The organism is Rhodococcus opacus B4 (assembly GCF_000010805.1).
Classification (GTDB): domain Bacteria; phylum Actinomycetota; class Actinomycetes; order Mycobacteriales; family Mycobacteriaceae; genus Rhodococcus_F; species Rhodococcus_F opacus_C.
Map to the genome: position 1 here is coordinate 188,004 of NC_012520.1, position 13,011 is coordinate 201,014.

The 13,011-nt window shown below is 68.7% G+C and carries 15 protein-coding genes and 1 pseudogene; 2 read left to right on the forward strand and 14 right to left on the reverse strand.

The window, feature by feature from the left end; translation table 11 throughout:
- Positions 1-377 precede the first annotated feature (377 nt).
- Positions 378-578 (forward strand): hypothetical protein, encoded by a 201-nt coding sequence (locus ROP_RS36860; protein ID WP_007296105.1) that lies wholly within the window; start codon positions 378-380, stop codon positions 576-578.
- A gap of 133 nt (positions 579-711) precedes the next feature.
- Here ROP_RS36860 and ROP_RS36865 read toward each other — a convergent pair whose 3' ends face one another.
- Both ROP_RS36865 and ROP_RS36870 read right to left on the reverse strand, forming a co-directional pair.
- Positions 712-1,014 carry a helix-turn-helix domain-containing protein gene (locus tag ROP_RS36865; RefSeq protein WP_007296104.1) on the reverse strand — a complete coding sequence of 101 codons (303 nt, stop codon included), beginning with the start codon at positions 1,012-1,014 and terminating at the stop codon, positions 712-714.
- Positions 1,014-1,361, reverse strand: coding sequence for a type II toxin-antitoxin system RelE/ParE family toxin (locus tag ROP_RS36870; protein WP_007296103.1), 348 nt, complete (start codon positions 1,359-1,361; stop codon positions 1,014-1,016). Before ROP_RS36870 ends, ROP_RS36865 begins: the two co-directional genes overlap by 1 nt.
- A 117-nt stretch (positions 1,362-1,478) precedes the next feature.
- On the opposite strand from ROP_RS36870, the gene ROP_RS36875 reads away from it, so the two are divergent.
- Positions 1,479-1,847, forward strand: coding sequence for a hypothetical protein (locus tag ROP_RS36875; RefSeq protein WP_007296102.1), 369 nt, complete (start codon positions 1,479-1,481; stop codon positions 1,845-1,847).
- 147 nt (positions 1,848-1,994) lie between these two features.
- On the opposite strand, the gene ROP_RS43430 is transcribed toward ROP_RS36875, so the two are convergent.
- The 12 genes and pseudogenes from ROP_RS43430 to ROP_RS36925 form a co-directional block, all read right to left on the reverse strand.
- Complete coding sequence (locus ROP_RS43430; RefSeq protein WP_012686844.1) at positions 1,995-2,159, reverse strand: hypothetical protein; 165 nt, start codon at positions 2,157-2,159, stop codon at positions 1,995-1,997.
- A gap of 578 nt (positions 2,160-2,737) precedes the next feature.
- Positions 2,738-3,154 (reverse strand): annotated as a pseudogene (locus ROP_RS36885) (TVP38/TMEM64 family protein); the annotation flags it as partial.
- 149 nt (positions 3,155-3,303) lie between these two features.
- A complete protein-coding gene (locus ROP_RS36890; protein ID WP_007296099.1) occupies positions 3,304-4,542 on the reverse strand; it encodes a L,D-transpeptidase in 1,239 nt (412 codons plus the stop codon).
- 126 nt (positions 4,543-4,668) lie between these two features.
- Positions 4,669-5,352, reverse strand: coding sequence for a DUF305 domain-containing protein (locus ROP_RS36895; protein ID WP_007296098.1), 684 nt, complete (start codon positions 5,350-5,352; stop codon positions 4,669-4,671).
- Positions 5,353-5,446: 94 nt separating this feature from the next.
- Positions 5,447-5,902, reverse strand: a complete 456-nt coding sequence (locus ROP_RS36900; protein ID WP_012686845.1) for a DUF6153 family protein — start codon at positions 5,900-5,902, stop codon at positions 5,447-5,449.
- A gap of 148 nt (positions 5,903-6,050) precedes the next feature.
- On the reverse strand, positions 6,051-6,308 hold the full coding sequence (locus ROP_RS44550) for a hypothetical protein (RefSeq protein WP_012686846.1): 258 nt from the start codon (positions 6,306-6,308) through the stop codon (positions 6,051-6,053).
- Between the two features lie 38 nt (positions 6,309-6,346).
- Positions 6,347-7,345, reverse strand: coding sequence for a CopD family protein (locus ROP_RS44555; protein WP_231869104.1), 999 nt, complete (start codon positions 7,343-7,345; stop codon positions 6,347-6,349).
- A gap of 2 nt (positions 7,346-7,347) precedes the next feature.
- On the reverse strand, positions 7,348-7,986 hold the full coding sequence (locus ROP_RS44560; RefSeq protein WP_012686848.1) for a copper resistance CopC family protein: 639 nt from the start codon (positions 7,984-7,986) through the stop codon (positions 7,348-7,350).
- A 5-nt stretch (positions 7,987-7,991) separates the two neighbouring features.
- Positions 7,992-8,813 (reverse strand): F510_1955 family glycosylhydrolase, encoded by an 822-nt coding sequence (locus ROP_RS36910; protein ID WP_007296096.1) that lies wholly within the window; start codon positions 8,811-8,813, stop codon positions 7,992-7,994.
- 94 nt (positions 8,814-8,907) lie between these two features.
- The gene (locus tag ROP_RS36915) at positions 8,908-10,458 is read right to left on the reverse strand and encodes a multicopper oxidase family protein (protein WP_007296095.1); all 1,551 of its coding nucleotides are present in this window, start codon (positions 10,456-10,458) and stop codon (positions 8,908-8,910) included.
- A gap of 125 nt (positions 10,459-10,583) precedes the next feature.
- Positions 10,584-11,873, reverse strand: a complete 1,290-nt coding sequence (locus ROP_RS36920; RefSeq protein WP_007296094.1) for an MFS transporter — start codon at positions 11,871-11,873, stop codon at positions 10,584-10,586.
- The gene (locus ROP_RS36925) at positions 11,870-12,982 is read right to left on the reverse strand and encodes a PLP-dependent cysteine synthase family protein (protein ID WP_012686849.1); all 1,113 of its coding nucleotides are present in this window, start codon (positions 12,980-12,982) and stop codon (positions 11,870-11,872) included. The genes ROP_RS36920 and ROP_RS36925 overlap by 4 nt, the downstream gene beginning before the upstream one ends.
- Positions 12,983-13,011 lie beyond the last annotated feature (29 nt).

Consider the following 13,011-nt stretch of genomic DNA (forward strand, 5'->3'; position numbering starts at 1 on the left):
TTCGGCAAGGATTTGTCGTACCGGCGACCGCCGTCGATGCTCATCCGAGTGCGTTCCGCCATCGATCGATGGCAACCATTGTTTAGTCACAGTGAACCTGGTTGGGGCTCAGCAGGTTCGGGCTGATCCGCAGGACCGGATCGGTGACCACGCAGAGGGCGTAGCGCGGCCGCGGAAGTCGGTAGTCTCGCCGCGGCGAGGCGGTCACAGACATCCGCCGGGTGTACCAGGAGGATTACGCCTACGCCGCAGCCGTGGCGCTGATCGCCTCGGTGGACTCGGACTCGGACTCGACGGAGGCGCTGTTCGTGCCTAGCTCGAAGCGCACCTAACCTCTCCGCGAAGGACAAGCGGATCGCGTCCTTCCGGGGTTTCCGATGAAGGCGCTCATCGCCGTGAAGCATGCGATGCTCGTCGTCTGGAACATTCTCGCCACGGCGACCTCTGCCCCGATCCCGGGGCCGTCGACTTCATCCGGCGTGGCCCCGCCACGACCAGGGGCCCGCGCAGTCGGCGAGCTCGAGGCACTCGGCTACCGCGTCACCCCCCACCCGTCCTCACCTGCGGTGGTCACCTAGTTTCGTAAGAGAGACGTGAGAGACATGGTGTCTCTGACGAGCCGGGCGAGGGAGGGAATGTGATGGTCCGTCTTGCCCGAATGGCGATCACCCGTGGCATCGCCAGTGCAGGCGCCACCGGCGGCGGCACCTGTCAGCGGCTGGTGAGTTCGTCGGTGTCCACATGCACCCCGACGTGGACTCCAACTTTGCTGCCGAGGTTGACCAGGGCGTCGAGTGAGAACTTGCTCAGCTTTCCGCGGTACAGGTCCGACAGCCGCGGTTGAGTGACGCCGAGGTTCTGCGCTGCCGTGACCTGGGACCACCCGAAGCGGTCGATCTGTCCGCGGATCGCGGTCATCAGATCAGCGCGGAGCTGACGGTTGTATGCTTCGCCCGGGGCGTCGCTGATCGCCTCCCAAACGGAAGCGGTCTCGACGATGTCGTTGTCGCTCATCATTTCTCCTTCGCATGTGCGTCCGCCGCCTTGTAGCGGCGACGGCCGAGGTCGATGTCGGACTTCGAGGTTTTCTGCGTCTTCTTCTGGAAACAGTGCAGGACGTAGACCACCTCGCCGAACCGAGCAACGTAGAACGTTCGAAACGCTCCATCGGGAGTGCGGACCCGGATCTCTCGACAGCCGGCCCCAACCTCCTTCATCGCCTTCCAGTCATCCGGATCCAGCCCCTGCTGCACTCGATCGAGCTGGTAGCCGAGATCTGTCTGTGCATCTCCGGGCAGATCACGCAGGTCATCGAGCGCACTGCCAACCCATCGAATCGGTTTTTCGTTACCTCGCACCACTTACACAGTATATCAATACGGATATACACGAGACCGGGAAGTATATTCGATCGTTTCATGGTCGAGCATGACCTGCAGCCGCGTCGTCGGGAGTTGAGGACACGGAGGACGACGTCGATGGCGAGATGGTTGACGACCACCATCAGCACGAACGATGTTCCGGTTCCGGAGGTGTACATGTCGCAGGCAGAGCGCGCGCGGGGGCGCGGCAGCCACTATATCGAGGAATCGGTCTGGGTGTACCTGATGCGTGACTGGGACGGTGCCGATCGGTGGGTGCTCGACCCGGTGACGGTGGACGGGTACGGGCTGGACTCGGGCCTCGAGAACGGTGTCCGCAACAGTGAGTGCGTGTGCGAGGACCAGGCCGAGTGCGACGTGTCCGGGATCGGATGGACCGGGCCGCCGTTGTGTGGTGGAGCCGGAGGGGCTGGGCGGTCAAGGTTCCGGTGCTCGCGCAGTTTCCTGCGGATATCGAGACCATGACCGGGCTCGACCCCGAGGGGCGCCCGGTGATGGCGCAGCGGATTGGTACGGTCGTGGGTGTAGACGAACGGCGCGTTGCCGAATAATTCATCGCGGATGATGCGGTTGTCTCACGCTCTTGATCGCACGGCTCGATCACGAGGTTTGTCACCGACGTTTGAGCCAGATCGCGAACTGCGGCGGCCAACGTGACGTCGCGGCCTGCCGCTCGTTCACCTTCTTCGAACTCATGAGATGGATACGGCTGGACGCCTCGAGTCGCGCGACTTCGGAGACAATCTTCGGTGCCAGCTTCGTGCCAACACCGGTCATGTGAATCCGTGTGTGTCCAGGCGGGCGGAGCGCGTTCATCTGCTTACGGAGACCGGTGAGATCGCCGGCAGCGACCGGCACGGCGGACAGAGGGCATACTCGCCCCTTTTGGATTCGTCGATGAACGCATGCATTGCGGCGGAACGATCTGAACAGTCCCGGGCTGCGGGCACCGCACGCTCATCACTGCTGGTTCACGGCACGCAATTTGTCGGTTGAGCGGTGCGCGGTAACCGGATGCCTGCTGTCGATGTCGATGAGACGACGGTGGAAGCGTTTCATCGTAGTTGGGCTGAGCGGGCAGAGCGACCGCGGGCGGGGTGTGCTGGTGTCTACCGCCTCTGACGGCAGACACCAGTGTGCGTTTGACCTGCCGCCCATATGGGCTGTATGGGTCATATGCAGTGAGAGTGCGCTGAGCTGAGGTGCTGGTGGCACGTCCCACCCCACCCGCCGATGCCGCGGCTGTAGCTAGGCAGAGTGCTTTGGATGTAGTCCTCGACGGCCTCACGCATGAGTTCGCTGGGCTTGTGGTGCTTGTGGTGCTTGGCGTTCGTCGAGCTTGTTGCTCAACGGTTGGGGCTGATCAGGCGCAAGGACCCGACCGCCAGCCACCCGCGCCGGGCGAGGCGGGCATCGATGGCCTTGACCGCGGGGTGCGTCAGCCGCGCTCGTACCGCGGTGCGCCCGAGCGCGCGCACCAGCAGCAGCGCCAGCACGGCGCTGACCGTCGTGGCGGCGATCGCGACGGCGACCCCGGGGCCGGGCCCGAACCGCAGTCCGGCGCTGAGGGTGAACACCGTTCGCGGCACCGGGGCGATCGTCAGTACCGCCTGGGCCAGGAAGAACACCAGCACGAACGCCGGTCCCATCGACTCCGCCCACTCCTGCACCTGGGAGATCGACGGGCGAGGGGCGAGGGCGGCGGCCACGGCCAGTGAGGCCAGTACCGCCAGGGTGGCGAGGACTCGGCGGTCGCGCAGGATCAGCGGCACCCGCCGAGGACCGCGACGTGGGGATCTGGGGGATAGTTGGTCGGCGGAGGCGCTCGGGCGGGCATCACCTGGCCGCGAGTGCTCACCGACTGAGTCGGCCTCCGCGGCGGCGTGGACGGTGTAGGTTCGCGGCCTCCACGTTGGAGGGATCACGCCAGCGCGCTTCCGGCCAGCCACTGATCCCACGGCACGGACCAGTCCCCGTTCTGCCACTGCGCGAGCGGCTCCCCGCCGGTGTTGCGGACCTCGACGATGTCGCCGGGGACGGAGAAGTCGTAGAACCAGCGGGCGTTGTCCGGGCTGAGGTTCAGGCAGCCGTGGGAAACGTTGGTGTTGCCCTGCGCCCAGATGGTGTCGGCGAGTTCGTGGAGATAGATGCCGTCGTTGCTGATGCGGGTGGCGTAGTTGATCGTTTCCTTGTACCCCAGGCGGGAATTGACCGGGAGCCCATAGGTCGAGGAATCCATGATCACGGGGTTGGCCTTGTCCAGAACGGTGTAGATGCCGCGCTGGGTCCAGAACGTCAGGGTTTGCCCGTTGATGGTTTCGCTGCCGCCCATCCCCATCGAGGTGGGCATGGTCCGCACGACTTCACCGTTGTTGCTGACCGTGATCTGTTTGGTGGTGTCGTCGGCGATGGCGATGTGCGCGTCGCCGATGATGAACGAGGTGGTCGCGTCCTCCTGACCGAACAGTCCACCACCGAGGTCGACGCCGTAGACGTTCGCGCGGGCGGTGACTTTCGTGCCGGGTGTGTAGTAGTTCTGCGGTCGCCAGTGCACGTTCTGCTCGTCCGCCCAGTACCAGGATCCCGGCACCGGGGGTGTGGTCTCGACGGTCAACGCCCTCTCGGCAGCGGCGCGGTCGGTGATCGGCTCGTCGAAGTGGGTGACGACGACGATTCCGATGCCGAAGGTGCCGCCGTCGGTGAGGAGATTGCCACCGGAGGTGACGAACGTCGGTTTGGTCAGGTTGCCCGGTTTGACGGTGGAGAAGGTGCTGGTCCGCTCGGTGCGGGTGCCGTCGTCGTGGATTGCGGTGGCCGCGATGGTGTAGGTCCTGCCGTATCCCAGCGCGGCACCGGGTTTCCAGGCGATGCGGTCGGGGGTGAAGATGCCCTCGATGACCTTGCCTTCGTTGTTGGTCATGGTGACCGATTCGAGGGTGCCACCGGTGGTTTCCACTGACACCGGGTCCGCGGGGTTGACCGTGTCGGCTCCGTCGGCGGGGGTCACCGTGATCGTGGGGTCGGGGTCGGCGGGGGTGGAAGGGTTCGCGCCGCCGCCCGGCGAGGATCCGGTGCCGGATGGGGCGCAGGCGGCCAGCAGCGCGAGCAGGATCGCCAGGGCGATCAGGATCGGAGTACGGCGGGGTGGGTGTGTGTGCATGAGTTCCTCAATACCGACGAGGCGGCAGCGAGCTGGTGGCAGAGAAGAAGTGGGGTGCACGCCATGTCCGTGGCGGCGGGGGAAGAGGGTGGGACCGGGAGGGGGCACGGTCCCACCCTCGTGGGGTCAGCCCTGTTGCAGCTGCCCCTGCATGGTGGTGATTTCGGCTTGCTGGGCGCCGACGATGGCGGTGGCCAGTTGCTTGGCGTCGGCGTTCTCTCCGTCGGAGAGTTCGGTCTGAGCCATCTCGATGGCACCGGTGTGGTGTTCGATCATCATGTTCAGCCAGGCGGTGTCGAAGTCGGCGCCGCTCTTGCCGGCCAGGTCGCTCATCTGCTCCGGTGTCATCATTCCGCTCATGCCACCGCCGTCGGCCATCCCGCTCGTTCCGCCGTGCTTCATCCCGCTCATGCCGCCGCCGGCATCGGTCGAGGGAACACTCATGCCCCGCTGTGCCAGCAGTGCGGTCATCTGTTCCATTTCCGGTCCCTGGGCTGCGGCAATGTTTTTGGCCAGGTCGAGTATCTGTGGGTTGGTGGTGCGGCCCTCGACCATGTTGGCCATCTCGACGGCCTGGGCGTGGTGGGGGTACATCGTCTGCAGGAACGTCACGTCGGCGTTGTTGAATGCGGTCGTCTCCACCGCTGCGGTGGTGGGGCTGCTCGACGTGGTGCCCGAGGTGTTATTCGACATCTGGGACATGTCGTGTCCGCCGCCGCTGTTGTCGCTACAGCCGGCGAGAACCAGCACTCCGGACACCGCCGCGGCGGACAGGACGAACGTGGCACGGGGGGAACGCAAAGACCACATGGATAGGACTCCTCGAAAGGTCGGTGTGTGAAAGGTGAAGCAGGCGTGCCCGAGACACGTCCGCGTAGGTGACCCACTTGACGTGGGTCACCTGTCACACCCGCAATACCGACAGTTGCGCGAGGGTCGGAGTGGTCCACGGCGGCGCCCGGCCAGCGCGGTGGCGCAGCAGGGCCCGCAGGCTGTGTACCGCGGTCTCGCCGGTGGTGGCGGTGGCGTACCACCGGGCGAGGACCAACGCCGCGGCGATCGTCATCACGGCCATGCACAGATGCAGGCCGGAATGGTCGGTGCAGTCGCCGCCCTCGCAGCCCGTCCCGGCCAGTGCGACGGGAAAATCCTCGAGCGGCATCGGCATCGGCGCCGCGGCCGCGTCGTGGGAGTGCGCGTGCACACCGGAATCATGCCCCGATGAGGTGGGGTGCCCGCCGGTGTGGTCGAGCAGGGGAGAGGAATGCATGAGGAGGACACCGAACAGCACCGCCACGACAGCGGCCACCCGCAGCAGGTGCTGCATCGGCGGCGTCGTACCCAGCGCTTTCACAGTCATGATGGTACTGGCCGGGCTCGGGGTCGCCGCGGTGAAGGGCGCGACCGGGTGATTGTGTCGCTGAGTGCGGCGCCACCGGTCGGCTGTCCGCACTGGGTAACCCCGGAGACGATGCGATCGCCCGCCGTCCCGCCGCCCCGCCGCCCCGTCATCGTTCACCGGGCTCTGGGTAGAGGAATCTGCGGGTGACGAGATGTTTGCTGTCGGTGAGGGTTTCCTCGCTGATCCGTCCGGCGTCGTCGAGGGTGAGCAACACGTTCATTCCGGCGGCCGGGTAGCCGAGCACCAACCGCACGGCCCCGTCCGCGTGCGGCAACCGGACGGCGATCGGGGCGGTTCCGTCGGCGTACGGTTCCTGCGCCAGGAAGAAGTCGGCGGACAGGTCGAGTCGCTGCGGCTCGGGCACCGGGCCGCTGGTGTCGCTGGTGACGCTCTCGTAGACAGTCAGGTCCCGTGGGCGTGGGTGGCGGCGACGGCGCGGGCGAGGTCGTCGCCGCCGGGACCGGTGGGCCAGGGCGCGAGCAGGCTGACCGTGCCGCCCTGCCAGCCCTGCGCCGCCGCGCCGAGGGTGAGCACGTTGTCGCCGCCCTGCCAGCTGGCGGGTGCGACGAAGCAGCCCGGGCCGCATCCCCGCAGGTCGAGTGGAGCGCCGTCGGTTCCTGCGGCGTCGATCCGCCCGGTCAGGGAAAAGTCCTGGCCCGGTTCGGGGGCGTAGTAGTCGCCGCGGCGTGGGGTGGACAGCCGTACCACCAGTTGCCCGTCGCTGGCGGCGACGGAGAGTCCGATCTGCCCGGCGAGGGCGCCCAGGGGCAGGACCGGACCCGTCGGCGCCGGGGGGCCCGGCTGCGGGGAGGTGCCGGCCGGGGTGGTGGAGACCAGGGTGGCGCTGACCGCCAGCACCGCGATCAACACGATGCTCTCGGCCCGAATCGTACGCCGCATCAGGGCTGTTCGCTCCGGGGCGTGCAGCGATTGCCGCGCCGCGAGCGCTAACCCGGCGGCGGCGGCGGCGACCAGCACCAGCTTGACCACCAGCACCTGACCGTAGGTGGTGGACAGCAGGGCGGAGAACGGAATCAGCAGCAGGGCGGAGACGGTGCCGGTGGCCACCACGACCAGGAAGGTCCCCACCGCCAGCCGGGTGTATCCCGCCAGCACCCACCGCACGGCGGCGCGCTCGCCCCACCAGGCACGCACCGCGCGGACCGTGTGCACGAGCGCGCCCACCCAGATCGCGGCGGCCGCCAGGTGCACCGCGGTCAGGAGGCCACCCCAGCCGGGGGCGGCGACGTTGGCGTGCGAGCGCAGGCCCTCCGCGGCGACGACCAGCACCAGCGGTGCGAGTGTCCACTTCCGGCGGTCGGCGGCGGCCACCACGATCGCCCCGGCCAATCCGGCGGCCTCGGTGAGCAAGACGAGACCGGGCCGGCTCTGCCACCACATATTCACCTCGCCGGCGACGCGGCGAGGGCAGCGCCGAGGCCGAGGACACCGACAAGTCCGATCAGGGCGCCGGCCACCAACGGGGACCGCAGCACCGGCAGGGACGGATTCTCTCGTCGGGCGGTGGTGGTGACGCGTTCGGCGATCAGACCGCCGAGTGCGACGGCGAGCCCGAGGAGCAGCAGCCACCGCAGGGCGGTATCGGTCCAGGACGTCGACGGGCCGTCGGCCGCGCTGCCGTCACCGGTCAGGGCGAGGCCGACGGCGAATCGGAAGTCCTGCTCGACCAGGTCTCCGTCGGCGCCGGTCACCTGCCAGCGCACGGTGTAGGTCCCCGCTGCCAAGGTGTCGGCCGGGCGGGCGGTGAGGACACGCCCGTCCCGGGCGGTTTCGGCGGCGCCCATCGGGATTTCGCGGCCGGCGCCCTCGTGCAGGACGATCGCGGGCGCCCCGGGGGTGACCGGTTCGTTGAACATCAACGTGATCGACTGCGGTGGGTCGGAGACCGCGGTGTCGGAGCCGGGGTCGGTGAACAGCAGGGTGGGACGGGCGCCGGCCACCCCCGCCCCGGCACCCGCGGCCGCGGTCAGGGCCAGCAGCAGGAGCAGGCCACGGAACAGGTGGCGGGCGAGGGCGGGCACAGTCGTCAGTTCAGGGTGTAGAGCGCCTGGGAGGTGGCGGCGTAGGCGGTGTCGTAGTTGGCTGCGGTCATCGCTTCGACGGTGCCGACCCGGGAGCGTTTCTGCCAGTCCCGCCCATCCCTGCTGCGCCAGGCGTACCCGTCCTCGTCGATTCCCCACAGCGCATCCCCGGCGCCGGAGACCATCACCAGTCGTGGGGCGTTCGGCACGGGCGAGAACGTGCGGGCGCCGGTGGTGCTGTGTTCCAGACCCGCCGGGGTCACCGCCCACACCCCGCTGCCGTTGACCGCCAGTGCGCCGGCGACCAGAGACGCGCCCGGTGTCCAGGTGGTGCCGCCGTCGGTCGACACGAGCAGCCCGTCCTTGCCGTCGAAACCGACCAGCAGCCGTCCGTCCGTGCTCAGGACATGGAAGTCGACCTGCCCGGCCAGGGACCGGTCCACCCAGCTGGTGCCGCCGTCGGTGCTGCTGCGCAGCCCAAGCGGGTTGGCGGCCGAACTGGACGCACCGGGGTGCCCGGACGCGAAGACGGTGTCGGTGTTCGGTACGCCGGTCAGTCCCATGAAGTCGTCGTCGGAGGCGCCGACGCGGGACGTCGTACCGGAGGTGTCGATGGCGAACAGCCCCGTGTGGGTGCCGGCCAGGACGGCGCCGTCGGCGCCCACGTGCAGTCCGTGCAGGTGGGTCAGTTCGGAGCTCAACTCCACCGTCGGCACGGCGGCGTCCGGTGTCGTCGTGTCGTCGGCTTGCGAAGAGCAGCCGGCGAGCACGAGCAGGGCGGCGATCCCGGTGGGAAATACGGTGCGGGCGATCCGATTGGCAGGCATGGGGTCTCGTTCTGTGCTCGGCGGGATGAAAAAAGGGGGGGCACCCGTAGCGAAGCCGCCGCGGGTGCTGGGTCCGATGGTGTTGCGGCGGTGGTTATTCGGTGTAGGACAGGGTGGTCATCATCCCGGCCTCACCGTGGTAGAGGTTGTGGCAGTGCACCAGCCACTGGCCGGGGTTGTCCGCGTCCAGGTCCACCTCGACCGTCTGATTCGGCAGCACCAGGGTGGTGTCCTTGCGGGGACCGGTGCCGTGGCCGTCGACGACCTGGAAGGTGTGCCCGTGCAGGTGCATGGGGTGAAACATCATGGTCTGGTTGACGAACCGCAGCCGCACCCGCTGCCCCTGGGCGATCGCGAGCGGGGTGTGCTCGTCGTAGGTGGCGCCGTTGATCGTCCACCGGTACCCGGACATGTCCATGCCCAGCATCAGATCGTGGACCCGATCGGGGTTGCGTAGGCCGAGCCGGACGTCCTCGCGGGACCGCAGCGCCAGGCCGGTGATCGGGGGTGCGTCGAGCTCGGCAGGCCGGATGGCCGGATCGAGTCGTCCGCCTGCCCCGGTGCGGATCACGGCGAAACCCTGCCCCTGTTTGCCCTCGGCGGCCGCGACGATCGGGAAGACCCCGTCACCGAGCGTGACGATCGCATCGAAACGCTCCCCCATGCCGATCAGCACCGAGGATCCTGTGACCGGCTGCATCGGATAGCCGTCGCTGTGGGTGACGGTCAGCTGATGGCCGCCCACGGCGAGGCGGAACGCGGTGTCCGCCCCGGCGTTGATGATCCGCAGCCGCACCCGCTGACCGGGGCGGGCCCGCACCGAGAAGGGGTCGGTCCCGAGGGTGCCGTTGATCAGGTAGTAGGGGTAGTCCACGTCCCCGGTGTCGGCGCCCAGCGGGTTCGCCGGATCGATCGTGGTCCCTATGTCCATCCCGGACATGCCGCCGTGGTCCATGCCCATGCCGCTCATCATCGGCATCCCGCCCTGGCGCAGTTCATCGAGTTGCTGGTCCGGGGTCCGGCCGCCCACCCCGTCGAGCCAGTCGTCGAGGACCAGGACGGCCTCGAGGTCGTAGTCGCCGCCCTCGGCCGGGTCTTCGACGATGACCGGGGCGTACAGGCCCCGGTCGAACTGCATCCCGACATGGGGGTGGAGCCAGTGGGTGCCGGCGTCGGGGGCGAGGAACTCGTAGGTGAACGGGCTGGTGGGGGCGATGGCGGACTGGGTCAGCCCGGGCACCCCGTCCATGTCGTTGCGCAGCGCGATGCCGTGCCAGTGGATGGTCGACTCGGCCGGCAGATCGTTGGTCAGCTCGGCGCGCAGCAGATCCCCGCGGCGCAGCCGGACTTCCCGGCCGGGAATCCGGTCGTTGTAGGCCCAGGTATCGACCTGGACACCGCCCAGGTCGATCCGGGTCGGGCCGGCTTTCAGGGAGGCGGTGACCGTGTTCCCGGTCCCGATAGTGGCTCGCCGGACCTGCTCGGCCGTCCTCACGGCTGCCGAATCGGGACCGACGGCGGTGGGCGCCGGTCCGGGGCCACCACCCCTGCTGCACGCGCCCGCAGCCGCCACGGCCCCCAGGCCGGCCAGCGCCAGAAAGTTCCGACGCGACAGGCGGGCGGCACCGGGAAACTGTTCGATCATGCACAACTCCTGTTCGAGCGCGGAGGGCGGCGCGGGACTCCGGCCGTGAACCCCACCCCAATCTACGTAGTTGCATAGTAGATGGGGTGGGGTGGGGGTCTGACCAGGGCGTTGCCTTCGGCGACCTAGCGGGCGGCCGGTACCTCGTCGCCCTCGGGTGCGGGGGTCTGCGCCGGCGGCGGGGCGAGCTGGGCGGACCGGTCGAGCAGATACAGGGCACCCACACACACCGCCCCGACGACGGTCAGCGCCACCCAGATCAGCGCACCCAGATCGGCGTCGCGCAGGATCCCGAAGACGGCGCCGGTGCCCAGGTTGCCGAGCAGGATGCCGATCCCGACGACGGTGTTGTAGAAGCCGTAGTGGGTGGCGACGAGCTTGCCGCCGGATAGGGCGACGACGGTGTCCATCTCGAACGGAAATACCGCGGCGGTGCCGACGGCCAACAGCGCCGCGGTCAGCACCAGGGCACCGGCGGCGGCCCACCCGCCGAGGGCGGCCGGACTGGGCAGCAGGATCAGCGGAAGGAAGGCCAGCGCCATGATGGCCATCCCGACGACCAGGCTGCGTCCCGAACCCCACCGGCGGGAGAACCAGGAGGTGATCCTCAGCTGCCCGGCGATCGCCACTACCCCGGACACCACGAACAGCGAGGTCACCAGGGCGGTGTCGGACCGCTCGTCCCCGGCCACCACGGCCGCCTGCAGGGGCAGCGCCAGATAGATCTGGAACGAGAGCACGTAGGACCCGATCATCGCCACTGCGAACAGGACGAAGGGCCGGTTGGCGACCACTACACGCCAGTCCTCGAGCACCGAGGTCTTGGCCGCGGCCGTCTCGGCCCGATGCGCGGGCAGCGCCCAGATCTGCACGATCGTCAGCACGGCGAAGACCGCGGCCGCCGCCAGCGAGGTGACCCGGAAATCGAGGGTGGTCAGGGCGAGCCCGATCAGGGGGCCCAGCAGAATGCCGGCCTGGTAGAAGACGTTGAAGGTGGCGAACGCCTCGACCCGACGGGGGCCGGCGTCGGCGGCCAGATAGGCCCGCACGGCCGGGTTGAACAGCGCTCCGGCGAACCCGGTCGCGACCGAGGCGAGCAGGATCGCCGGCAGTGATTCCACGGCGGCGAGCAGGACGAACCCGGCGACCCGCAGCAGGCAGCCGGCGACGATCAGGGGTTTGTAGCCGAGGCGGTCGGCGAGGGTGCCGCCGAGGAGGAACATCCCCTGCTGGGAGAAGTTCCGCATGCCCAGGACCAGCCCGACCGCCCACGCCGCCAGTCCCAGGGGGCCGGCCAGGTAGCCGGCCAGATACGGCATCAGCATGTAGAAGCCCACGTTGATGGAGAACTGGTTGACCATCAGCACTTGGCTGGGCCGGTCGAAGCTGCGGAACTGGGTCAGAAGGTTCTTCATGAAACGCTCTCGGTGGGGTCGACCACGGTGGCGCACCGGGTCCAGGACTGGACGACGTGGTCGGTCGGGTGGTCGATGGTCGCCGGTTCGGTGGGCGGGTTGGCGTCGAGCAGGCCGTGCTCGGCGCAGTAGTCGTCGTTGTAGATGGTGTCGAAGTAGCGCTGCGGGCCGTCGGGGAAGATGGCCGCGACCCGGGTCTCCGGTGGGCTGGTGCGGGCGATCCAACCGGCGGTCAGGGCGACGGCACCGACGCTCCAGCCGCCGCTGGCGTGGTGGGTGGCCGCCAGGGTTCGGCAGGACCAGACCGCTTCGTGGGGGGCCACCCAGTGCACTTCGTCGAAGGCGGGGTAGTCGATGTTGTCGGGGTAGATGCTCGAGCCCAGCCCGCGCATGAGCCGGGTACCGGCGGGTTGCCCGAAGATGGTCGATCCGACGGTGTCGACGCCGACCAGTTTCAGGTCGGGGCAGAACCGGCGCAGCACGCGGGCGACGCCGGCGGAGTGTCCGCCGGTGCCCACCGAGCACACCAGGGTGTCGACGCGGCCGAGCTGGGCGATCAGTTCGAGGGCGAGTGACTCGTACGCGTCGACGTTGTCGGGGTTGGTGTACTGATCCGGGCACCAGGACCCTGGATGGGCGCTCAGGAGTTCGCGGACCTTCTCGCGCCGGGCCTGTTGCCAGCCGCCGGTGGGGTGCGGTGTGGTGACCAACTCGACGTGGGCGCCGTAGGCGGCGAGCATGTTGTGCACGATCGGCTCCAGGCCGGGGTCGGTGACCAGGGTGACGGGATGGTGATGGGTGATCCCGGCCAGGGCCAGACCCAACCCGAGGGTTCCGCTGGTGGATTCGATGATCATCGCCCCGGGTGCGAGGTCGCCGCGCGCCTTGGCCTTCTCGACCATGTGCAGGGCGGGGCGGTCCTTCATCCCCCCGGGGTTGGAGCCTTCGAGCTTCGCCCAGAAGCCCCGGCCTGTGTCGGCGAACGGTTCTCCGATCCACAGGACGGGAGTGTTGCCGACCATGGTGCTCGGTTGCGGGCAACGGCCGGCGGTGCTCGGCAGGTGGCTGGCGGACGGTGGAACGAGGGTGGAGGGAACAGCACTGTTCATGATGAGTAGTCCCTGTATCGACTGCGACG